Here is a 22,014-nt window from a genome sequence, read left to right on the forward strand (position 1 = left end):
ATGTTCGGTTTAGTCCGTATATAGCCATCACGGGAGTGAGCCCATGTCGCACCACCTCGACACCCCCCTCGCGGCCCAGGGAGGTCAGCTCTACATCGACGACCTCTACGTCTTCGACGGCGACCACGCCACGGTGTTCGTCATGGACGTCAACAGCTCGGTGACCAGGGCCGACATCAAGCGTGGCTTCCACGCCGAGGCCCGCTACGAGTTCAAGATTCACTTCAACGGGGCGGACACCGAGGAGCTGACCTACCGGTTCGCGTTCGGCGAGCCGGACGGCAACGCCACGCAGACCCTCCAGCTGTACGAACTCACCGGCGCCGACGCCCGGGACGACGCCGCCATGGGCACTCCGATCGCCGAGGGCAGGACCGGCGAGGTGACGACCGGGCAGCGTGTCCGGGTCTGGGCGGGCCGGATCACCGACCCGTTCTACATCGATCTCGGCGAACTCGCCACCATCAACGGCGCGGTCAAGAACGGGGCGAAGGTGGACCGCTCGACGTGGCGGGCCGATCAGGCGACGAACAGCTTCGCCGGCACCACGGTCGAGTCGATCGTCCTGGAGGTCTCCCACGACGAGCCGCTGCTGCGCGAGGGCACCGAGATCGGCGTCTGGTGCCGGACCCTGCTCGCCACCGACGCGGGCGGATGGCGGCAGATCAACCGCGCCGGCCACCCCATGATGTGGCCCGTGTTCTGGCCGCACGACACCGACTTCTCGGATCCGGCGAACTTCCGGCACCCCAAGCAGGACCTGCCCGAGGACGGAGAGGAGATCGCCAAGGCGGTCGCCGGGGTCGTCGCGGCGAACGGCACCGCGCCGGACCCCCAGGCGTACGGCTGGAGCGTCGCCCGCGCGCTCTACCCCGACGTGCTGTCGTACACGGTGGGCACGGCCGCGAACTACGGCTTCGCGGTCCGCAACGGTCGCACCATGGCCGACAACGCGCCCGAGGTGATGTTCTCCCTGGTCCTGAACACCGGCACCACCTCCGGACTCACCCCCGACGTCACGAAGGCCGCCCGCGCCGACGCGTTCCCGTACGTGGTGCCGGCCTGACACCACCTCGCCCGGGTGACGACGGCATTGTTTGACCGTTTTATGCTGCTTTGCGCGTTTACCGTCTGAATCGCAACCTTTGGGCGATTCAGATAGGAGACTCGATGCGCAGGAAATTTCTCGCGGGTGTGGCCGGTATCGCCGCCACCCTCGCTCTCGCCGGACCAGCCGCCGCCGACACGACCGGCGACACGATCGTGACTCTCACCGTCGACGCGGCCGGTGGGCTCTCGATCACGGTGCCGGCGACGGCGAACATCGGCCACGGCATTGAGGGCTCGACCGTCAGCGGCCTGCTCGGCCCGGTCACCGTGCTCGACCAGCGCGGGTCGCTCACCCCCAACTGGACCGCCACCGTCATCTCCACCGACTTCACCACCGGTGGTGGCTCCTCCGGGGAGACGATCCCGAACATCAACGTCCTGTACTGGTCCGGTCCCGCCACGGCGACCGCCGGTAGCGGCACCTTCACGCCGGGACAGCCCACCGTAGCCCAACAGGTGATCATCAACGTTCCGCAGACGGCGATGAGCCACACCGGCGGGACGGGCAACAACTTCGCCACCTGGAACCCGACGCTGGTGGTGAACATTCCGATCGGCACCGTCCAGGGTGCCTACACCGGGACGGTGACACATTCGGTGTTCTGAACCGCTCGGCCGGCTGGTGTTGCTGGCCTCGGTCGCCCTCGTGGCGCTCGGGGTGTCGGCGGCACCAGCCGTTGCCGCGCGGGAGCAGCGACAGGAACCCGCCGACGATGCCGCGATCAGCATCCGCGTGCTGGACATCCCCGCCAGTCGGGTGCAGGACCCCCGTGCCCAGGTCTACATCGTGGACCACCTGAAGCCGGGCACGACGATCCACCGTCGGGTCGAGGTGCAGAACACCTCGGACGAGACGCAGAAGATCGACTTTTACTCCGGGGCGGCGTCGGTGGAGAAGAACGCCTTCGCCGTGCCCGAGGGGCGTACGGGCAACGAGCTCAGCGGATGGATCCGGCTCAAGACCGCCAGGCTGGAGTTGGACCCGGGCGAGCGGCGACCGGTCGAGGTCGAGATCGCCGTCCCGAGCAAGGCGTCCAAGGGTGAGCGGTACGCCGCGATCTGGGCACAGGTCACCAGCTCGAAGGAGCGCGGCGGCAACGTCACGCAGATCCACCGGGTCGGCATCCGGGTCTACCTGGACGTCGGCCCCGGCGGTGAGCCACCGACGGACTTCCGCATCGACGGACTGACCGCGGAGCCCGGAACCGGCGAGTTTCCCGTAGTGTCCGCCAAAATCACGAACACCGGCCAGCGCGCCCTGGACATGACCGGCACGCTGTCGCTGCGCAAGGCGGCGGTGCAGGCCGGACCGTTCAAGGTGACGAACGGCGTGACGATCCTGCCCGGCCAGAGCGGCCAGGTCCGCGTCGAGGTCAACCAGTCGTTGCCCGCGGGCACCTGGGAGGTGCACGCGACATTCGCCAGCGGCACCGTCGAGCGCACCGCGACGGGCACGATCGTCCTGCCCGTCGCCGCGCCGATGGCGGTCACGACGGCCACCGGGCCAGGCTGGCTGGTCTACGCCGTCGGCGGGCTCGCCGCGCTGGTCCTGGTCAGCCTCGGTGGCTGGCACCTCGTCCGCCGGCAACGGACCCGGCTGGCCTGACCACCAACGCTCGACGTCGCCCGGCCGTTCCCGTACTGGAACGGCCGGGCGACGTCCTCTCGGAGCAGCTTCAGACCGGCCACCGGTTGGCACGCAACAGGCCACCGGCTGCCGGCACGCGGCAGGTCACGGCCGACGATCTCACGCCGCTATCTGACGAGGCGTCACCCGGAGGCACGCGTGGCGCGTCGTGCCGACCCGCGCGTCCCAGCGCTTCTCGGCGAACGCGTCGGACAGGTCGGTCACCCGGCATGGTGTCGTGAGAACGTCTCGTCGGCGCCGTCGACCGCCGCGTCCCCAACCTCTCTGGACAGAACACCTAGATGACCGAGTGCGTCACGACCGCCACATAGTCTCCGACCACCAGCCCGTTCGAAAGCCGCACCACAAGCGTCGGATTCCAGGTGGCGGCGTTCGCGCCGCCGGTCTGGCCGGACCAGCCGGCGGCCGTGCGCGGCGTGTCCAGTACGGCGCCGGGCTGCGGGAGGAACGTCCCGTCACCGGTGGTGGCGAGGGCTGGCCCCGAGGCGTACGTGATGTTGCTGTTCGGAATGGTCTCGTCCGACGTGCCGGAACCGGTGGTGAAGTTCGTGGTCGAGACGACGCTGACCCACCGTCCGGAGAAGGGGCCACGGTCGTCGGTGACGGTGACCGGGCCGAGTTGACCCGAGACACCTGTCGCATCCGAGGTGACGGTGCCGAGTGGGGAGATCGTCGGGACGCTGATGGAGAGCCCGCCGAGCGGACTGATGACCAGTTGCGCAGCCCTCGTGTCGGACTGGTCGAACGAGTCGGTCACCCGCACGGTGAACGGGAACGTGCCGGACGCCGTCGGTGTGCCGGCGAGCAGGCCGGTGACCGGGTCGAGGCTCAGGCCGGGGGGCAGGCTTCCGGAGCTGACCGACCAGACGAAGGGACTCGTGCCGCCGGTCACCGTGAGCTGGTACTGGTACGGCACGTACGCCTTGCCCGGCGGCGGCGGCGCGAAGTTCAGGGTCGGCGGCGGGTTGACCGCCACCGGCGCGGAGGGGGCCGATTGGGGGCCGGTACCGGCCGCGTTGATCGCGGCCACCCGGAAGGTGTAGGTGGCGCCGCCGGTCAGTCCGGTGACGACCTGGATCGTGGCGGTCCCGCTGAAGGTCTGGGGGGCCTGCGCCACTCCGTTGAGGTAGGGCGTCACCGTGTAACCGGTGATGGGCGAACTGCCGTTGGCCGGGGTCGTCCAGCTCAGCCTGGCGGCGGTCGTCCCCCCGGTGACCGAAGTGATCGTCGGCGCGCCCGGCAGGGTGTACGGCACCACCGCCGCCGACACCGGGCTGGCCGCGCTGGTGCCGTACGCGTTCACCGCGGCGACCCGGAAGGCGTACGAGGAGCCGGCGGTCAGCCCGGTCAGTGTGCGGCTTGTCGTGGAGGCGTCGAAGGAGAGGGTCGGTTGGGTGACGCCGTCCCGGATCGGGGTGACGAGGTACGCCGTGATCGGGCTGCCGTTGCTCGCCGGCGCGGTCCAGCTCACGGTGGCGCTGGTGACACCCGCGACGGCGGTCGGCGTGGCCGGCGTGGCGGGCGCCGAGGCGTAGACGTAGTTCGCCGACCCGGCGGCGCCTCGGGTGACGACGCTGACCGTGACCGTCGCCGCGCTGGAGCGGGCGGGCATCGAGGAGATGCCGAGGGTGCCGTCCTGATTCACGGTGAAGCAGCCGGCCGCCGGTCCGGAGGTGCAGGGCAGCAGCAGCACCGACGTGCCGGCCTGCTGTTCGGCGGGCGTACCGATGGTGATCGCGGTCGCTCCGGTGAGGTTGCTGCCGCCGACGGTGACGGCGATGCCCCCGGTGATCGCGCTCTGGGCCGGCGTGACGGTGACGCCGCTGGGCGCGGCGTCCGGCGCGACGGGCGTGGCGGTGCTGGAGAAGCCCGGGTTCGCGTCGATGGACGACGAGGTTGCCACGGTCGCGGTCTGGATCAGCGTCGGCGTCACACCGGTGCCGGTGACGGACGCCACGACCGTGATCGGCGGCAGCGATGTCCCGCCGGCGAACGGGCCGTTGCTGTTGGTGCAGGTGATGGTCTGTCCGGACGGCGCGCCGCAGACCCAGCCGGAGCCGAACGCGCCGCGCGGCGTGACACCGGTGGGGACGGTTTGGGTGACCGAGATCGGCGCCGTCTCGGGGGTCCCGGCGTCGACCCCCGCCGTGATGGAGTAGGTGACCGGGTCGCCGGGCTGCGGGGAGGCGGCGACCGCGCTGGTCTGCGACACGTTCAGGTCCGGCACCTGGTTGAAGCTGACCGTCCGGGCCTCGTCGATCTCGTGGAAGTCGGTGACCGATCCGGTCGAGCCCACCCAGCCGAAGGCGAGTTGCCGTGGGTAGCCGCTGGCGTTCAGCCAGGTCGGCGACGGGTACAGGCTCGGCGACACCACGGGGAGGGCGCCTGTCAGGGTTCGCGCGGACCCTCCGACGGGGGTGAACCTGACCTGGTACTGGCCGGCGGGCGTGGTGATGCCGGTGTCGGTGGTGTACGGCGAGGCGGTGGTGTTGATGACGACCTCGACCGGTACCACGGACGCGGCCCGGGTGCTGGCCCGCAGCGCCAGGGCGGGGGCCGAGGTGCTGCTGGCGGTGCTGTTGATCGCGCAGTAGCCGACGCCGTTGCGGCCCGGACCGCGGACCACTACCTGCCCGGGGACCTTCCCGCCGGTGGTCGAGATGTAGGGCGGGTTGGTGCAGCCGGTGCCCTGGTAGGTGCTGCTGCTGAAGTTGCCGAAGACGTCCAGCCCGATGCCCAGGTAGCCGTTGGACAGACCCGCCGACACGCCGTTGAACGCCGCCGAGTAGCCCAGCGAACCGCCCGTCTGACCGAGGGTCGCCGGGGACCTGGGGTTGGCGGGATCGACAGCGGCCAGCGCGAAGGCGAGGCCGTCCGCGCCCGGGTTGGAGCCGCCGTACTGGTAGGTGTTGAAGGTGAGGTGCAGACCCTGCGAGGTGGGAACGCTGACCGCGCCGAACACCCCGCCCTGGCGGTTGACGGTGGCGGGGGTGAGGCGCAGCTTGCCAGCGCCCTGCGGGTCGGTGGAGGTGGTGCAGCTCAGTAGCGGGCCGGTGGTCGTGTTGCCGGCCGCGCTGAGGCAGGCGGCATTGGTCCCACCGGCGGTGGGCACGCCCGGCACCGTCACCGGGCCGATGCCGTTCGCGGTGTTGTTGTGAAAGGGCTGGTCGAACAGGACGGACCCGACGGCCGACGCCGGTAGCGGTGTGAGCGTCAGCGCCCCCGCGGTCACGGCGGCCACGAGAGCCAGGGTGCCCATCGGACGACACAGTCCTGGAAACGCCACGTCCATCCTCCGCTGGTCACTCCAATCCCAAAAGGGACTCTATACCCCAAAAGCCCCCAATACTCTGGGTACGCGGAAGCCGGCGAAGCCCATACGGAAGCGGACCGGCCCCACTCGGTCACACCGAGGGGGCCGGTCCGCAGGCGGTGGGGTGATCAGCCCGCGATGTCGCGGGGGTCGCGGCTGCGCGGGTAGGTGTTCTTCTCCCCGATCGTGCCGTCCTGCTTCTTGATCACGTGCTCGACGCCCCGGTCGGCGGCCATCTCGCGGCCCTGTTCCTGCGCGTCGGCCTTGGTGTCATGCGTGCTGCTGGCCCGGTCGTTGCCCTCCGGGCGGTTCTTCCACTGGCCGTTCTCCTGGTACGTGTCGACATCGCCCTTGGTCATCGCCAGCTCCTCCCCTGCGTCTGCGCGGTCGTCCTCTTCAGTGCCCTGAGCGGGGGCGGGCAAACCGCCGTCCTCAGGAGACGGCCGGACAGTTGTTGCTCACCCGGCGGAGAATCTGCTCCTCCTCGTCGGTCGTGATGCCCGACGGCGTGCCGTCGAAGTGGGTCTCCACCTTGTCCCAACCTCGGCGCTGCTCGTAGTGCAGGTGCGGAGCGCCCGAGTTGCCGGTGCTGCCGAGCCGACCGATCTGCTCGCCCTGGGTGACCTTCTGACCGACCGTGACCAGCGGCGGTTCGAGTAGGTGCAGGTACTGCGTCTCCCAGGTGCCGCCGTGGTCGATCTTCACCCAGTAGCCACCGCCACGTCCGCGCGGCCCTTCCGGGTTCTCCGGCGTACGCCCACCCAGCGAGCCGTTGATGCCGGCCACCGTGACGGTGCCGCCGTAGGAGGCGAGGACGGGACGCCCCCACGACTCGCCCTCGATGGGGAAGAAGTCGACGTCGTAGTCGTCGTGGCCGGGGTAGGTGCTGAGCTGCCAGGTCTCCCCGCAGGTGACGGGCATCTGGAAGAGCGGGCGGGGACCGGCCGGTCGCAGCATCGGCACGACGACCACGGCGACGCCGGCGACGGCCGCCGCCGCGACGAGCGCGAGCAGGATGACGAGGGTTCGCCGGCGGGGGCGGCGGTGGGTGCGGACTCTGGTGGGGCGGCCGGTCGTCACCGGCCCGAGCATGGCAGATGTCGGCAATCCTCGACCAGCGGCGATGCGTTGCAGTTGCATCGTCAACGCGCTACGGTGGATGCAATGCAGTCGTATTGCAACTGGGGGTCGGCGTGTACGTGCTCGCGTTGTCCGAGGTGACCGCCGAGATGAGTGACCTGGTCGGCGGGAAGGCAGCCGGGCTGGGCGCGCTGATCCGGCACGGCGAACGCGTACCCGAGGGGTTCTGCGTCACCACCGAGGCCCACCGAAACGGCGTCGTACCGGTGGCGGAGATCATCGCGGCGTACGAGCGGCTCGGGGCCGGCCCGGTGGCCGTACGCTCCAGCGCCACCGCCGAGGATCTGCCGGACGCCAGCTTCGCCGGGCAGCAGGACACCGTCCTGGGCGTCACCGGCGCGGCGGAACTGGTCGCCGCCGTCGAGAAGTGCTGGGACTCCCTGCACAGTGACCGCGCGACCGCGTACCGCGAGGCCCACGAGATCGACCAGCATGAGCTGGCGATGGCCGTCGTCGTGCAACGCATGGTCACGCCCACGGTGGCGGGGGTGCTCTACACCGCCAACCCGCTGACCGGTCGGCGTGACGAGATGGTGGTCGACGCCGCGCCGGGACTCGGCACCACCGTCGTGGACGGCGGCACGGCCGTGGACCACTACGTCCTCGACGGCGTCGCGCGGGACGACACCGGGTGCCTGACGTCCGCGCAGTTGGAGAGGCTGCGGGCGGCCGGCGAGCGGCTGGCCGGGCACTTCGGCTGCCCGCAGGACGTGGAGTGGGCGATCGACGCGGACGACGTGCTGTGGTTGCTGCAGTCACGCCCGATCACCAGCCTGTTTCCCCTGCCGCCGGCCACCGGCAAGCCCCTCCCCCGCGTCTTCCTGGAGTTCGGCCACGTCCAGGGCATGCTGCGACCGGTCACCCCGATGGGCATGGCGACCCTGCGGGCGCAGATCACCGCGACGCTCGCGGCGCTCGGCGTCCGGGTGGAGATCGTCGACATCGGCGGCCGCCTCTACGGCGACCTGACCGACCTGGCCCGGAGCAGGTCGTCCCGGCGACGACTGGTCAAGCTCATGGCGGTCGACTTCGGCCCCCGGGCGCAGGCCGTGATGCGGCACGTCCTGGCCGATCCGCGATTCGCCCCGACCAGCGGCGGGCGCGGCACGGCACAGCGGGCGGCGTCACTACGGACCGCCGGCCGGGCGGCGGTGGGAATCGGGCGTGCCCTGGCCCGCCCGGACACGGCACGCATTCGGCTGTTCGAGGCGATCGATCAGCTCCGAGCCCGCTCGGTGGCCCCCGACGACCTGCGGACCACCGCCGAGCGACTGCGCTTCGTCGAGGCGCGCGACGACACCGACCACAGCGACGCCATCATGTGGCCGATCGTCGCCGGCATGCTCGCCACGGCGCTGCCGTCCCCGCTGCTCAAGGGCATCGCCGGTCCGGACGAGATCCACGCCGTGCTCGGCGGGATGCCACACAACGTCACCATCGAGATGGACCTGGCGCTGTGGCGACTCGCCCAGGGCGTGGGTGAGCACCGGCGACTGCTGCTCGACACACCACCGGACGAGTTGGCCGCCCGTCACCTGCGCGGAGCGCTGCCCGACATCGGCATGGCCGACTTCCTGGACGCGTACGGGCACCGCGGTGCGGCCGAGGTCGACCTCGGGGTGCCGCGCTGGGCCGAGGACCCCACACCGGTCTTCGCCGCGCTCGCCAACTATCTCCGGGTCACCGACCCGGAGCAGGGCCCCGACCAGCGCTTCCGCCGTGCCGCCGCGACGGCCGAGACGGCGCTGAGAGACCTCGTCGCGCGGGCCCGCCGACAGCGGCCGGTACGCGGCCGGATCGCCGGTTTCCTGCTGGGTCGCGCCCGCTCGCTGGCGGGCCTGCGCGAGGCCGGCAAGTTCGCCGGGCTGTACCCACTGCGGGAGACCCGTCGACAGTTGCTGTTGATCGGAGCCGACCTGACCGACGCCGGGCTGCTGGACCAGCGCGACGACATCATGTTCCTGACCCTCGACGAGGTGTGTGTCGCCGTACACCAGGGTGTCGACCAGCGCGACGTCGTCGCGTCCCGGCGGTCCGCGCACCGCCGCGAGCTGCGTCGCCGGTCGGTGCCGGTGGCCCTGCTGTCCGACGGCACCGACGTCGAGACCGTCCTGGCACGGGTACCCGGCGGTGACGGGACGCTCGTCGGCGTGGGAGCGTCCGCGGGTCGGGTCACCGGCCCGGCCCGCGTCGTGCACGACCCGGCCACCGCCCACGTCGAGCCCGGCGACGTCCTGGTCACCGCGACCACGGACCCCGGCTGGACCCCGCTGTTCCTCACCGCCGCCGCCCTGGTCAGCGAGACGGGCGCGATCATGGCGCACGGCCCCACGGTGGCGCGGGAGTACGGCATCCCCGCCGTCATCTGCGTGCCCGACGCCACCCGAACGATCACCACGGGTCAACTCGTCACCGTCGACGGTGGCGCGGGCGCCGTGACCGTCCACTGACCACCCACCTGACCCCGAGGACGACGATGACCGAGACGAGGACGCCGACCAGGGCGGCCGTCGGGCCGCTGCTGCGCCGGGCGGTCGTGACCGAGGCGGCGGTGTGGCGCAGCCTCTACCTGTGGGCGCGTCGCCGTCCCCTGCCGCTCGGGCCGGGCGACGAGCCGTTCGGCTACCTCGGCGTGGTCAAGCCGATCCTCGGGATCTTCATCGCCCTGTCGGCCGTCGAGATCCCGATCTTCGACCTGATCGTCAGCCACGTGGTCCCCTGGCGGCCGGCCCGCTGGATCGTGCTCGGCCTCGGCATCTGGGGTCTGCTCTGGATGGTTGGCCTCTGGGCGAGCATGACCATCCACCCGCACATCGTCGCCGACACCGGGCTGCGGGTACGCAACAGCTCCGGCATCGACATCTGGATCCCGTGGTCGGATGTCGCCGCGCTGCGCAAACGGCACCGCTCCCTGCCGTCGAGCAGGTCCATCCAGGTCGAGCAGGAGGGTGCGCGCCAGATTTTGCACATCTCGGTCGGCAGCCAGACGAGCATCGACGTACTGCTGCGTCGGCCGACCACCTTCGACCTGCCCCGCGGTCGGTCCGCGCCGATGGACGAGCTGCGACTGTACGCCGACGACCCCGACGGCCTGCTGCGCAGCGCCCGGGGCACGCCCGCGCCGGAGACTGACCGCCGCGCGACGGCGGCTCCCGGCCACCCGCTGTGAAACGATCGAGGCCATGCCCAAGAAGGTCGATCACCAGCAGCGCCGCACCCTCATCGCGGACGCGTTGATGCGGGTCGCCGCGGATCAGGGCCTGGAAGCCGTCAGCCTCCGTCACGTCGCCACCGAGGCGGGCGTGTCCGCCGGAATGGTCCAGCACTACTTCCGCACCAAGGACGAGATGATGGCGTTCGCGTTGAGCGTGGTCCGCGAACGCAGCCAGATCCGGGTCACCGAGGCGGTGGCGCGACTCGGCGAGGCCCCCGCGCCCCGGCTGCTGCTGCGTACGATCATCGCCGCGCTCCTGCCGCTCGACGCGCACACCCGCGACGACGGTCGGGTGGCGCTCGCGTTCCTCGCCTACACGGCGGTGCGCCCGACGGCCGCGACCGGTCTGCGCGAGGGCACCGCGCAGCTCACCGCCTTCGTCGCCAGCGTCCTGCCCACCAACGACGTGGCCGCCGCGGCCGGCCTGCTGGCGCTGATGGAAGGGCTCGGCGTCTACCTGCTCGGTGGGCAGTACACCGCCGAGCAGGCCCTCGCCGCCCTGGACGCCCAGCTGGACCTGCTCTTCGGCGGAACCCGCACGACCGACGGGCCGTGACCCGACGTCGAGTCACGGCCCGTCCCTCGCACTCCGCTCAGCCCACCCGAGCGGCAGCCCGCGCCTTGCGCTGGCGCAACTCCTCCGCGGTCATCAGCCAGGTCGAGTTCGTCGCCCCGAGACCGAGGAGCACCTGGTCGAAGCCGTTGCCGTCGTTGTCGTCGGTGTAGCAGAGGCTCACCTCGCCCCACGGGGACGCGGCGATGGCCAGGTCTTCCTGGCGGCCGGTCGTGGTCTGGCTCAACGCCTGCGCCGCCAGCCGACCCGTGCTGCTGCCGTCCGGGTTGAGGCCACGCGCCCAGACGTCCGGGTTGGCGCCGGACACCGTCCAGCCCACCACGACGTTGTCCTCGTCGTCGACGCCGACGCCGGGGGCGACGGCACCGGTCCCGGTGGACACCTGGACCTCGTCGTGGCGGGCCGCGCCGGCCGCGGTGAACGAGCGGGCCCAGACGCCCTTCGTGCCGGTGTGGTCCGACTCCCAACCGACGGCGAAGTCACCGGAGTAGGTCGACGCGACCGATGCCCGCCGCTGCTGGCCGCCGCTCTGCGCGTTGGCCGTACGCCGGGACAGCACCACCGCGCCGTTCGCGCGCGCCAACCGGGTCAGACCGATGTTGTACGACCCGTTCGCGTCGGCGTCCTCGTCCCAGACCACCAGCGCCTCGCCGGAGGCGGACACCGCCACGTCGGGGCGGTGGTGGCTGCCGGTCGTCTGGGAGGCCGTCACCTCGTACCCCTTGGTGGTGGGGCCGGTGAAGCCGGCGGCCTTGACGGTGGCCGGCGCGGTTCCCTGCACGTCCTCCCAGACGACGGCGAAGCCGACGGCCGCGCTGGTGGGCGCGACGTCCGGGTCGACGGCCACCTTCGGCCAGATCTGCTGGCCGGCGTCGCTGGCGTTGGCCTGCCCGGAACCGAGGATCGCGCCGGCCGGCGACACCACCCGGTACTGGATGTTGTAGACGCCGTTGCCGTCACCGTCGGCGGCCCAGACGACCACGGCGTTGCCCCGGTCGTCGAGCCCCACGTCGGGGCTGATGTGTCGCCAGGCGGCCCCGCTGGTGCCGCCGGTCGAGAGCTTCAGCTCGTAGCCGGGCGTGCCGTCGCGGAACAGGCGCAGGTAGATCTCGCTGTGGGTGTCGTCCTCGGGCGCGGTGCTGTCCCGGTCGTCCTCCCAGGCCACCGCGACCTGCCCGGCGCGGTTCATGGCGATGGCGGGCAGGTCCTGGTCGCCGGTCGCCACGCTGTTGGCGGTGGTCCAGGTGATCGCGTCGGCGGTCATGGCCTTCGGAGCGGGCGCCACGGCGGTCGGCAGCAGCAGGGACGCGGCGAGCAGTGTCGTGAGTGCGGTCATCAGGGTGCTCCTTCTACCCGGCCTGCAGGCCGGGCTGGCCGTCGAGGATGACGAACGAGCGCACCGTCGACGCGGCCGCGCCGTGCTCGGTCACCGTGTTCACCGCGCGGAAGTCCGCGCGGACCTGGCTGCGGCTGATCGTCGTACGGACGTAGCCGCGCCGGTCGGAGTAGAACTTCAGGTGCGGGTTGGTCGCCGCGTTCGGGATGGTGGTGCTGCCGGTCCCGTTGCCCGTCGAGGTGATCGAGGTGCAGACCAGCTCGGTGCCGATGGTGGCCGACGACGGGTTGGCGTAGTCGGCCTTCAGCTCGTTGGCCCAGGACTTGTGCACGTCGCCGGTGAGGACGAGCGGGTTGCGCACGCCGCGCTGCTGCCAGCCGGTCTGGATGCGGCTGCGCGAGGCCCGGTAGCCGTCCCAGGCGTCCATGTTGGCCGCCCCGCTCGCCTCGAACTGGCGGGCGAAGAACACCTGCTGGCCGAGGATGTCCCAGGTGCCGTAGTGCTGGGCCAGCCCGTCGAGCAGCCACGCCTCCTGGGTCGCGCCGGTCAGCGACCGGGAGGTTAGGTCGGCGTCCGCGCAGACCTTCCAGCCGTCGCCGCACGCCTGGTCGTCGCGGAACTGCCGGGTGTCGAGCATGTGGAAGGTGGCGAGCTGCCCCCACCGCACGCGGCGGTAGAGTCCGATGCTGTTGCCACTCGGCGCGGAGGCCGGTCGCAGCGGCATGTTCTCGTAGTAGGCGCGGTACGCGGCGGTGCGCCGGGCGGTCCACTGGGCGGCGGTCAGCGTCGGGCTGCTGTCGGCGCGGACCATGTTCGCGTAGTTGTTCTCCACCTCGTGGTCGTCCGGCACCACCAGCCAGGGCGCCGCCGCGTGCGCCGCCTGCAGGTCCGGGTCGGACTTGTAGAGGGCGTACCGGCGGCGGTAGTCGGCCAGCGACACGATCTCCGCGCCCACGTGCTGGCGCACCGCCGAGGTGTTGACGCCGCCCTCGTAGATGTAGTCGCCCAGGTGCAGGATCAGCCCCGGGTTCTCCTCGGCCATCCGCCGGTACGCCGTGTAGTAGCCGGCCTCGTAGTGCGCGCAGGAGGCGAACGCCATGACCAGGTCGCGGCCGAACGTGCCCGCCGCCGGTGCGGTCCGGGTACGCCCCACCGGGGAGATCTGCCCCTGGGCCCGGAATCGGTAGTAGTAGTCGGAGTCGGCCGCCAGGCCGCCCGCGACGACGTGCACCGAGTGGGCGTCGGCGTACCGGGCGACCACCGAGCCGGACGCGACCAGCGACGAGAAGCGGTCCGTGGTGGACACCTGCCACTCGACCGTCACGTCAGCGTCGGCCATGCCGCCCTGCCCGTCCGCGTTGAGCGGTGACGGCGCCAGTCGGGTCCACAGGACCACGCTGTCGGCGGCCGGATCACCCGACGCCACACCGAGTTTGAAGGGGTACGGCGCCGCGGCGCGGGCAGTCTGCCCGGGGGTTACCGCGGCGCCGGCGGCGGCGAGTCCACCGAGGACGAAGATGCGACGACTGAGCCTTGTCATGGTCAATACCTTCGAGGCCGTCGATGAACAGCTAAGGCTGTGGCGCGGAAGCCGACATGACGGGACGTTGGCCGCGTCAAGGCCGTCAGGTGTCGTGCCTCGCGACCGGGTCGTCAGGTCAGCGGCGACGGCGACTCGGCGTTGGGGATCAGCAGTTTCGGCCTGCCGGAGCCGTCGGCGGGGACGCCGAACACGTCCGGCCGGCCGTCACTCTGGCGCAGCGTGTAGGCCAGCGTCGCGTCGTCGAGCCAGGCCGCCTGGTCGTCCACGCTGGCGGTCTCCGCCGTCGCGGTGATCCGCCCGGACGCCAGGTCGAGCACGGACAGCCGCCAGCCCTTCCTGGGGTCCGCGTCGATCGCCTGTTTGAAGGCGATCCGGGTGCCGTCGGGCGACAGCGACGGGCACTCGACGTTCTCCCGCAGCGTCGCCACGGTCCGGGCGGCCACGTCGCCGCGTACCAGGTAGCGCTTGCCGCCGGTCGACATGGTCGCGTAGAACCGGTTGTCGTCGGCGGTGAAGGTGACGCCCCAGTAGTTGACGTCCGGGCTGCGGTAGGCGCGGCCGTCCCGCGTGACGGCGAACCCCTCCAACGACGGGACGGTCGCCCCGGTGACGGTGTCGAGGATGCCGGTGCGGGTGGAGAAGCCGCTCGCCGTGTAGGAGTCGCCCCCGACGAACGTCGTCCAGGAGACCATCCGGCCCGACGCCGAGACCCGGGCCCGGTTGGGCAGGCCCGGCACGCTCAGCGTCCGCCTCTGGTTCAGCGCCGCGTCGAGCACCACCACCTGGTACGACCACGCGGTATCCGGCTTCAGGCAGACGCCGGTGCCGGCCGCCGCGTACACCCGCAGGCATTCCAGACCCGAGACGGTACGCGGCCCGGCGGGGTCGGCGGTGGCGACGCTGGAGACGTGCCGGTCGGTGACGGCCAGCAGGCGCGGGCCCGGCGTCAGCGCGACCGCCTGGTCCCCGGCGGCGGCCGCTGGCGGGGTCCGGGGCGGCTCGGCGGCGAGGGCCGCGTAGCCCACCGCCCCGCTGGCCAACAGCACCGCCGAGGCGGCCACCACACCGAGCTTGGCCCGGGTCGACATCGCGGTCACGAGGACACCCTCCGAGGGATCAGACGGGACGGGGAAGCCAGCAGGAGCACGGTGACCACCAGGACACCGGCGACGGCCACGGCCGCCGCGAGGACCGCCGTCCGCGGCCCCCAGGCCTGCCAGGCCAGACCGAACACGACCGAGGAGACGAGGTACGCGAGCGCCTGCCCGGTCTGCACCAGCGCGATCCCGGTGGTCCGCAGCCGCGGTGGCAGCACCGGTCCGGCGAGCGCGATGAGCACGCCGTCGGTGGCCGCGTAGAACCCGCCGTAGAGCGCCAGCGTGAGCACGAGCGCCGGCCAGCCGTGCAACGGCCCGGCCAGCAGCAGGTAGGTCGCGCCGAGGGCGACGTAGCCGCCCACCACGACCGGCAGCCTCCCGACCCGGTCGGCCAGGACACCGAGCGGGGCGGCGAGCAGCAGGTAGGCGAGGCTGGTGCCCACCGCCAGCAGGGGGAACCACCGCAGGCCCAGGTCCTCGCGGCGTTGCAGCACCAGGTAGACGAAGCCGTCGCCGATGGTGGCCAGGCCGAGCATCGTCGCGGCCAGCAGCAGCCGACGGGCCGGCCGGCTGCGCAGCAGGCCCCACGCCTCGCCGACGGAGACCCGGGGCTCGTCCGGCGCGTCGGCGGGCTCGCCGCTCGGGCGCTCCCGGACGAACAGCACGAGCACGACGACCGCCAGCGCGGCGACGCAGAAGCTGGTGACGAAGACCGCGTCGTACGACTGGCCGACGGCCAGCAGGACGGCGAACGCGGCGAGCGGCCCGAGGAACGCGCCGACGCTGTCCATGGCCCGGTGCACCCCGAACGCCCGACCCAGCGCCTCGGGCGGGGTGGAGAGCGTGATCAGCGCGTCCCGGGGCGCGCTGCGCACGCCCTTGCCGAGCCGGTCGACGGCGATGACCGCGCCGATGGCGGGGACCGACCGGCCGGCGAGCAACAGCCCGAGCTTGGCGACCGCCGAGAGCGCGTAACCGACACCGGCGACGAGCTTGCGCCTCCGGAACCGGTCGGCCGCGAAGCCGCCGACGACCCGCAGCAGCGCGGTCGCGCCGGTGTGGACGCCGTCGAGCACACCGAAGGCCACCGGGCTGAGTTGCAGGCCCAGCACCAGGTAGAGCGGCAGGACGGCGGCCACCATCTCGGCCGAGACGTCGGTGATCAGGCTGACCGTGCCGAGCGCGACCACGTTGCCGCTGACCAGGGCGAGCCGGCGGCGGCGCGGCCCGGGTGGGTCGGCGACCGGACGGGAGACGGTCGACAGGTACACGCGCATCTCCTGGACATCGGTGGGCGACGGTCAGCCATCGTGACGATCCGGCGCGAAGGGCCACAAGAGAGCACGGGCTGCGGGCAGGCGTGCGGTGGGTGAACATCCAGCAAACATCGAGATGTTTCACTGTCTGAGCGTACTGTTCACCTGGCGGCAGTGCGCCGGTTCATCGACCTTCCTACGTTCCTTGCGCTCTACACCCGCAAACGAAGGGGTCCTGGATGGACATTCGAATCGCCCGCCCACCGGTGACGGTCGGTACGGTCGCGGTGCTCGTCGCCGCCACCGCCGCCGTCGTCCTGACCGGCTCGGGCACGGCCGCCGCGGCGAGCGTGACGTTCACGCCGGTCGCCGACACCTACGTCCAGAGCGACACGGCATCCACCAACTACGGCACGTCCACGCAGGTCGTGGTCGACAACTCGCCCGCCCGGCGGATGTTCCTGCGCTTCACGGTGAGCGGCGTCAGCGGCACAGTGACCAGCGCCAAGCTGCGGTTGCGCACGATCAGCGGCAACAGCGGCAGCGACGCCGGCGGCACGTTCCGGAGGATGTCCAGCACCACCTGGTCGGAGACCGGCACCACCTGGAACAACCAGCCGGCCATCGACGGGGCCACCCTCTCCTCGCTCGGCGCGGTCGCCGGCAACACCTGGTACGAGGTCGACGTCACCGCCGCGGTCACCGGCAACGGCACGTACAGCTTCGGCGCCACCTCGACCAGCGGCGACGGCGCGTACTACGACACCCGCGAGAGTGGCGGCGACGCACCGCAGCTGGTGGTCACGACCGGCACCACGACGCCGCCGTCCGGTGACCCCGTCCTCGTCGGGGCCGGCGACATCGCCACCTCCGGCTCCGGCGACACGGCCACCGCCGCGCTGCTCGACAACATCTCCGGCACCGTCTTCACGACCGGCGACAACGTCTACGACAGCGGCACCGCGACGCAGTTCGCCAGCTACTACGAGCCCACCTGGGGCCGGCACAAGAGCCGCACCCGCCCGTCGCCAGGCAACCACGACTACAACACGTCCGGCGCCACCGGCTACTACAACTACTTCGGTACGACCGCCGGCCCGAGCGGCCGGGGCTACTACTCCTACGACCTCGGCAACTGGCACGTCGTGTCGCTGAACTCGAACATCAGCATGTCGGCCGGCTCCGCCCAGGAGCAGTGGCTGCGCGCCGACCTCGCGGCCAGCAGCAAGCCGTGCACGATCGCGTACTGGCACCACCCGCTCTTCACGTCCAGCTCCGACCACGCGCCGTCCACGTCGACGCGCCCGCTGTACCAGGCGCTCTACGACTACAACGCCGACGTCGTGGTGTGGGGCCACAACCACGTGTACGAGCGGTTCGGCCCGATGAACCCGTCCGGTAGCTACGACGCCAGCCGGGGCATGCGCAGCTTCGTCGCCGGCATGGGCGGCGCGGACCACTACGGCTTCGGCACCATCCAGCCCAACAGCGAGGCGCGCAACAGCTCCGCCTGGGGGGTTCTGAAGTTCACCCTGCACTCCGGCAGCTACGACTGGCAGTTCGTGCCGGTCGCCGGCCAGACCTACGCCGACAGCGGCACCGGTAACTGCCACTGACGGCCCGATCCCGCTGCGCCGTTCGCGGCGCAGCGGGATTCTCCGTACCTCAGCACCGCCGTGACCAGCGCCTGCCCGACAATGCCGTGACCTGCGGCAAACAGGCCCAAAGTTGTCCAAGAGCCGGTTGAACCGTCGCCGGGCCACCCCGTAGTACCTCGGTACCGATCAGGACACCTAACCGGGAGGTCTACCAGTGGCGGCACCATGGGAAGAGTACAACCAGAGCTGGTTCCAGTACGACGGGCAGGGAAGTGTCGTCGACACCCGGAATCGCAATCCCGACGTCAGCCCACGAGACACAATGGTCGCTCTCTGGGAGAACATTGACGTGACCCGGCAGCTGGCCATGGCCGTAAACCTCAGCCAGCAGGCCATTGCCGAGTTCAACAACGTCAGACACCTTCCGGAAGACGCCACGCAAATCCTGGAGCGTCCCGACCTCAGCAACGATCTATTGAACGACGCCGCGGCAAGGTTGGCGGAGAGCGTCGCAGGAATCGAGCGGGCGGCCTCTGCGATGGAGACGTCCGTCCGCTTACTCAACATGGCTGGGGAGCGGTGGAACTCTCACCAAGGCGACTCACCGTACAACGAGAATATCGTGACCCTTCAAGCGGCGCAGTCGAGGGATGCGATCAACTCTATCAATACTTTTCTGAACATAAACCGGATCGCCACCGGGGCGATCGATGAGGCGAGAACGCGTGGTGTGCAGCACCCGGATTTCGGCCAGGCGCGCCAAGCGGCGACCCGGAGCCTCGATGATGTCCACCTAATGTCATCTGATGTCAATGTCCTCCTGTACACGAACGAGCGCGATGTGCGCGGGGTGTCCGACCTGGGCTGGCAGACGACGCCCACCCGGAACGATCTACCTGACCAAACAGTCGACAGGCTGGCGAACACACTCAGCGGCGGGGTCTACACCGACTCCAACCCGCACGGCGCACAACACTTCTCCACCACCGCGAGGAATGCGCAGGTAGCACAGGAGGCCATGAACATCCTGAGTGATGCGGGATTTGGCGAGCACGCGATGGCGTGGCAGGCGTATCACGCCCGGCAGCAGCACACGGCCGACACATTTCCGAGCGTCCAGTTCTACCCCGAGGGCCAATGGTCGGGGCAGGCGAACAGCCGGTCGGTCGGCGGCCCGGCGGGCGAGTCCATCGCCGACGAAACTACGACCAGCCAGCAGCATGGTGCCAGACGGCGGGGTGCACGGCGCCGGCGATGACCTGACCGCGTGGGCTCACAGCCCAGTCTGTGACGGGGTTCGGCGACCGAGCGACGTGTGCCCCCGCCCTCGAGATGGGCGGGGGCACACGTGCGTGCGGTCAGGGCATCAGCGGGTGCCGGCCGCCCGGCGCTTGTTGTAGACGTCGAACGCGACGGCGACGAGCAGGACGAGCCCCTTCACCACCGACTGCGTCGACTGGTCGACGCCCATCAGCTGCATGCCGTTGCTCATCACCGCCATGATCAGACCACCGACCATCGCGCCGACCACGGTGCCCACGCCGCCGGTGACCGCCGCGCCGCCGATGAAGGCCGCCGCGATCGCGTCCAGCTCGAACATGTTGCCGGCCGCGGGCTGCGCGCCGTTGGACCGCGACGAGTAGATGACGCCCGCCACGGCCGCGAGGAAGCCCATGTTGACGAACATCCAGAAGTTGACGGTGCGGACCTTCACGCCCGACAGCGCCGCCGCCGAGAGGTTGCCGCCGATCGCGTAGACCTGACGGCCGAAGACCGTCCGCCGGGTGAGCAGACCGTAGACCAGCACCAGCGCCGCCAGGATGATCAGCACGATCGGCAGGCCCCGGGCGTGGGCCAGCTGCCAGGCGAAGTACATGATGACCGCGCCCACCAGGACGACCCGCGCCACGAACAGCGGGAACGACTCGACCGGCTGCTGGTAGCGGATGCGCGCCAGGCGGGTGCGGAAGCCGCTCACCGCGTACCCGGCCACGGCGATCGCGCCGATCAACAACGTGAAGGCGTCGAAGCCGTTACCGCCGAGCAGGCCGTTGAGGAAGCCCGCCGCCACCTTCTGGTACTCGGACGGGAACGGCGACAGCGAGATGTTGTCGAGCACCCGCAGGGTGAGACCCCGGAACAGCAGCATGCCGGCCAGGGTCACGATGAACGCCGGGATGCCGGCGTACGCCACCCAGAAGCCGTGCCACGCGCCGACCGCGATGCCGACGGCCAGCGCCGCGAGGACACCCAGCCACCACGGGTGCCCCTGCTGGATCACGAGGACGGCGGACACCGCGCCGGTCAGCGCGACCACCGAACCCACCGACAGGTCGATGTGCCCGCCGATGATCAGGATGACCATGCCGATCGCGAGGACCAGGATGTACGAGTACTGCAGGACGATGTTGGTGATGTTGCCGGGGCTCAGTGACACCCCGTCGGTCAGTACCGCGAAGAGCGCCAGGATGACGACCAGGGCGACGTAGATCCCGCTCTGCCGGAGGTTGTTCAGCACCAGGGCCCGCAGGTCGCTCGTCCCCGTGTGCAGAGCGGCGGCCGGGGCGGTGTCCGACGGTGTCGGGCGCTCCGTCGAAGGGGTTTTGATGCTGGTCATCCGACGAGCTCCTTGTCCTTTGTCATCAGCTCCATGAGGCTCTCCTGGGTTGCCTCGCTCACCGGCTTCTCACCGGTGATCCGGCCCGCGGCGAGGGTGTAGATGCGGTCACACATTCCGAGCAGCTCCGGCAGCTCGCTGGAGATGACGATCACCGCTTTGCCGGCGGCCACCAGCCGGTTGATGATCGTATAGATCTCGAACTTGGCCCCGACGTCGATCCCGCGCGTCGGCTCGTCCAGGATCAGCACGTCCGGGTCGGTGAAGAGCCACTTCGACAGCACGACCTTCTGCTGGTTGCCGCCGGAGAGCTTGCCGACCACCGCCATCACGCTCGTCGTCTTGATGTTCATGTCCCGCCGGCTCGACTCGGCGACCTTGATCTCCTCGTTGCCGTTCACCCAGCCGTACTTGGCCAGCCGGTCCAGGGCGGCGGCGGAGACGTTGCGCCGGACGTCGTCGATGAGGTTCAGGCCGTACCGCTTGCGGTCCTCGGTGACGTACGCGATGCGGTTGTCGATGGCCTCCGCGACGTTGCGGGCGTTGACCTCGCGACCGTGCATGAAGAGCTTGCCCTTGATGTCGCGGCCGTAGGAGCGGCCGAAGACGCTCATCGCCAACTCGGTCCGGCCCGCGCCCATCAGCCCTGCGATGCCGACCACCTCGCCGGCGCGCACCGACAGGTTGACGTCCTCGACGACCATCCGCTCCTGGGTCGGGTGCCGCACCGACCAGTCCTCGATCCGCAGCACCTCCTCGCCGGGCGACGATTCGCGGTCGGGGTAGAAGCTCTCGATGTCGCGGCCGACCATGCCCCGGATGATGCGCTGCTGGTTGACGTCGTCGGCGCGCATGTCCAGGGTCTCCACCGTACGACCGTCCCGGATGACGGTGGTCGAGTCGGCGATCGCGGTGATCTCGTTGAGCTTGTGCGAGATCATGATGCAGGTGATGCCCCGCTCCTTGAGCTGCCGGAGCAGGCCGAGCAGGTGCGCCGAGTCGACGTCGTTGAGGGCGGCCGTAGGCTCGTCCAGGATGAGCAGGCGCACCTTCTTGGACAGCGCCTTGGCGATCTCCACGAGTTGCTGCTTGCCGACGCCGAGCTGGATCACCGGGGTCACGGGGTTCTCGTGCAGCCCGACGGACGCCAGCAGCTCCGCCGCCTCGGCGTTGGCCTTGTTCCAGTCGATCAGGCCGCTGCGGCCCCGGCGCTCGTTACCCAGGAAGAGGTTCTCGGCGATCGACAGGTAGGGCACCAGGGCGAGTTCCTGGTGGATGATGACGATGCCATTGGCCTCGCTGTCCCGGATGCCCCGGAACTGCATCGGCTTGCCGTCGAAGAGGATCTCGCCGTCGTACGAGCCGGATGGGTGGACGCCGGAGAGCACCTTCATGAGGGTGGACTTGCCGGCGCCGTTCTCGCCGCAGATGGCGTGGATCTCTCCCCGACGTACCGCGAGGTTGACATCCTCCAGCGCGGTCACTCCGGGGAAGGTCTTCGTGATACGACGCATCTCGAGGATGGTGTCGTCCATGGTCACTGTCCTCTGTCGGTCTGGACGTTGCTC

17 protein-coding genes are annotated in these 22,014 nt (G+C 70.7%); 8 read left to right on the forward strand and 9 right to left on the reverse strand.

What is annotated here, in order from left to right:
• Nucleotides 1–43 precede the first annotated feature (43 nt).
• The 3 genes from ACIBTX_RS08385 to ACIBTX_RS08395 all read left to right on the forward strand — a co-directional run bounded on the left by ACIBTX_RS08385 (nucleotide 44) and on the right by ACIBTX_RS08395 (nucleotide 2,716).
• On the forward strand, nucleotides 44–1,066 hold the full coding sequence (locus tag ACIBTX_RS08385) for a DUF4331 family protein (RefSeq protein ID WP_357120341.1): 1,023 nt from the start codon (nucleotides 44–46) through the stop codon (nucleotides 1,064–1,066).
• Between the two features lie 104 nt (nucleotides 1,067–1,170).
• Nucleotides 1,171–1,716, forward strand: a complete 546-nt coding sequence (locus tag ACIBTX_RS08390; RefSeq protein ID WP_357397026.1) for a hypothetical protein — start codon at nucleotides 1,171–1,173, stop codon at nucleotides 1,714–1,716.
• A gap of 16 nt (nucleotides 1,717–1,732) precedes the next feature.
• A complete protein-coding gene (locus tag ACIBTX_RS08395) occupies nucleotides 1,733–2,716 on the forward strand; it encodes a hypothetical protein (protein ID WP_396832248.1) in 984 nt (327 codons plus the stop codon).
• A gap of 319 nt (nucleotides 2,717–3,035) precedes the next feature.
• Here the strand turns inward: ACIBTX_RS08395 and ACIBTX_RS08400 are convergent, their stop codons facing one another.
• From ACIBTX_RS08400 to ACIBTX_RS08410, 3 genes are all read right to left on the reverse strand, one after another.
• On the reverse strand, nucleotides 3,036–5,999 hold the full coding sequence (locus ACIBTX_RS08400) for a fibronectin type III domain-containing protein (protein WP_396832249.1): 2,964 nt from the start codon (nucleotides 5,997–5,999) through the stop codon (nucleotides 3,036–3,038).
• Between the two features lie 200 nt (nucleotides 6,000–6,199).
• Entirely contained in the window at nucleotides 6,200–6,430 is a 231-nt protein-coding gene (locus ACIBTX_RS08405; RefSeq protein ID WP_355050424.1) for a DUF2188 domain-containing protein, read from the reverse strand.
• A gap of 73 nt (nucleotides 6,431–6,503) precedes the next feature.
• Nucleotides 6,504–7,151, reverse strand: coding sequence for a M23 family metallopeptidase (locus ACIBTX_RS08410; protein ID WP_396832250.1), 648 nt, complete (start codon nucleotides 7,149–7,151; stop codon nucleotides 6,504–6,506).
• A 95-nt stretch (nucleotides 7,152–7,246) separates the two neighbouring features.
• Here ACIBTX_RS08410 and ACIBTX_RS08415 point away from each other — a divergent pair, with 95 nt between their 5' ends.
• Genes ACIBTX_RS08415 through ACIBTX_RS08425 form a run of 3 tightly spaced genes read left to right on the forward strand, consistent with a single transcriptional unit; the run spans nucleotide 7,247 to nucleotide 10,981 of the window.
• The gene (locus ACIBTX_RS08415) at nucleotides 7,247–9,661 is read left to right on the forward strand and encodes a PEP/pyruvate-binding domain-containing protein (RefSeq protein WP_396832251.1); all 2,415 of its coding nucleotides are present in this window, start codon (nucleotides 7,247–7,249) and stop codon (nucleotides 9,659–9,661) included.
• Nucleotides 9,662–9,687: 26 nt separating this feature from the next.
• Nucleotides 9,688–10,380, forward strand: a complete 693-nt coding sequence (locus tag ACIBTX_RS08420) for a hypothetical protein (protein ID WP_396832252.1) — start codon at nucleotides 9,688–9,690, stop codon at nucleotides 10,378–10,380.
• A gap of 13 nt (nucleotides 10,381–10,393) precedes the next feature.
• The gene (locus ACIBTX_RS08425; RefSeq protein ID WP_357120362.1) at nucleotides 10,394–10,981 is read left to right on the forward strand and encodes a TetR family transcriptional regulator; all 588 of its coding nucleotides are present in this window, start codon (nucleotides 10,394–10,396) and stop codon (nucleotides 10,979–10,981) included.
• Nucleotides 10,982–11,018: 37 nt separating this feature from the next.
• Here the strand turns inward: ACIBTX_RS08425 and ACIBTX_RS08430 are convergent, their stop codons facing one another.
• From ACIBTX_RS08430 to ACIBTX_RS08445, 4 genes are all read right to left on the reverse strand, one after another.
• Entirely contained in the window at nucleotides 11,019–12,335 is a 1,317-nt protein-coding gene (locus tag ACIBTX_RS08430) for a hypothetical protein (protein WP_396832253.1), read from the reverse strand.
• A gap of 13 nt (nucleotides 12,336–12,348) precedes the next feature.
• On the reverse strand, nucleotides 12,349–13,875 hold the full coding sequence (locus ACIBTX_RS08435) for an alkaline phosphatase D family protein (protein ID WP_396832254.1): 1,527 nt from the start codon (nucleotides 13,873–13,875) through the stop codon (nucleotides 12,349–12,351).
• Nucleotides 13,876–13,988: 113 nt separating this feature from the next.
• Entirely contained in the window at nucleotides 13,989–14,966 is a 978-nt protein-coding gene (locus tag ACIBTX_RS08440; RefSeq protein WP_396832279.1) for a hypothetical protein, read from the reverse strand.
• Between the two features lie 5 nt (nucleotides 14,967–14,971).
• Nucleotides 14,972–16,246, reverse strand: a complete 1,275-nt coding sequence (locus ACIBTX_RS08445; RefSeq protein WP_357120371.1) for an MFS transporter — start codon at nucleotides 16,244–16,246, stop codon at nucleotides 14,972–14,974.
• A gap of 224 nt (nucleotides 16,247–16,470) precedes the next feature.
• On the opposite strand from ACIBTX_RS08445, the gene ACIBTX_RS08450 reads away from it, so the two are divergent.
• Nucleotides 16,471–17,847, forward strand: coding sequence for a DNRLRE domain-containing protein (locus ACIBTX_RS08450; RefSeq protein WP_357120374.1), 1,377 nt, complete (start codon nucleotides 16,471–16,473; stop codon nucleotides 17,845–17,847).
• Nucleotides 17,848–18,043: 196 nt separating this feature from the next.
• A complete protein-coding gene (locus tag ACIBTX_RS08455) occupies nucleotides 18,044–19,087 on the forward strand; it encodes a hypothetical protein (protein WP_357120377.1) in 1,044 nt (347 codons plus the stop codon).
• Nucleotides 19,088–19,195: 108 nt separating this feature from the next.
• On the opposite strand, the gene mmsB is transcribed toward ACIBTX_RS08455, so the two are convergent.
• Entirely contained in the window at nucleotides 19,196–20,446 is a 1,251-nt protein-coding gene (gene mmsB, locus ACIBTX_RS08460; RefSeq protein ID WP_357120380.1) for a multiple monosaccharide ABC transporter permease, read from the reverse strand.
• On the reverse strand, nucleotides 20,443–21,981 hold the full coding sequence (mmsA, locus tag ACIBTX_RS08465) for a multiple monosaccharide ABC transporter ATP-binding protein (protein WP_357120383.1): 1,539 nt from the start codon (nucleotides 21,979–21,981) through the stop codon (nucleotides 20,443–20,445). The genes mmsB and mmsA overlap by 4 nt, the downstream gene beginning before the upstream one ends.
• Nucleotides 21,982–22,014: the final 33 nt, after the last annotated feature.

The sequence above is a fragment of the Micromonospora sp. NPDC049359 genome (genome assembly GCF_044466585.1).
Lineage (GTDB): Bacteria > Actinomycetota > Actinomycetes > Mycobacteriales > Micromonosporaceae > Micromonospora.

What these genes read in the sequence shown, in the direction of transcription:
- mmsB (WP_357120380.1), bottom strand. Translation starts at nt 20,446, where the DNA reads ATGACCAGCATCAAAACCCCTTCGACGGAGCGCCCGACACCGTCGGAC.
- ACIBTX_RS08450 (WP_357120374.1), top strand. Translation starts at nt 16,471, where the DNA reads ATGGACATTCGAATCGCCCGCCCACCGGTGACGGTCGGTACGGTCGCG.
- ACIBTX_RS08425 (WP_357120362.1), top strand. Translation starts at nt 10,394, where the DNA reads ATGCCCAAGAAGGTCGATCACCAGCAGCGCCGCACCCTCATCGCGGAC.
- ACIBTX_RS08390 (WP_357397026.1), top strand. Translation starts at nt 1,171, where the DNA reads ATGCGCAGGAAATTTCTCGCGGGTGTGGCCGGTATCGCCGCCACCCTC.
- ACIBTX_RS08435 (WP_396832254.1), bottom strand. Translation starts at nt 13,875, where the DNA reads ATGACAAGGCTCAGTCGTCGCATCTTCGTCCTCGGTGGACTCGCCGCC.
- mmsA (WP_357120383.1), bottom strand. Translation starts at nt 21,981, where the DNA reads ATGGACGACACCATCCTCGAGATGCGTCGTATCACGAAGACCTTCCCC.
- ACIBTX_RS08440 (WP_396832279.1), bottom strand. Translation starts at nt 14,966, where the DNA reads ATGTCGACCCGGGCCAAGCTCGGTGTGGTGGCCGCCTCGGCGGTGCTG.
- ACIBTX_RS08420 (WP_396832252.1), top strand. Translation starts at nt 9,688, where the DNA reads ATGACCGAGACGAGGACGCCGACCAGGGCGGCCGTCGGGCCGCTGCTG.
- ACIBTX_RS08385 (WP_357120341.1), top strand. Translation starts at nt 44, where the DNA reads ATGTCGCACCACCTCGACACCCCCCTCGCGGCCCAGGGAGGTCAGCTC.
- ACIBTX_RS08405 (WP_355050424.1), bottom strand. Translation starts at nt 6,430, where the DNA reads ATGACCAAGGGCGATGTCGACACGTACCAGGAGAACGGCCAGTGGAAG.
- ACIBTX_RS08430 (WP_396832253.1), bottom strand. Translation starts at nt 12,335, where the DNA reads ATGACCGCACTCACGACACTGCTCGCCGCGTCCCTGCTGCTGCCGACC.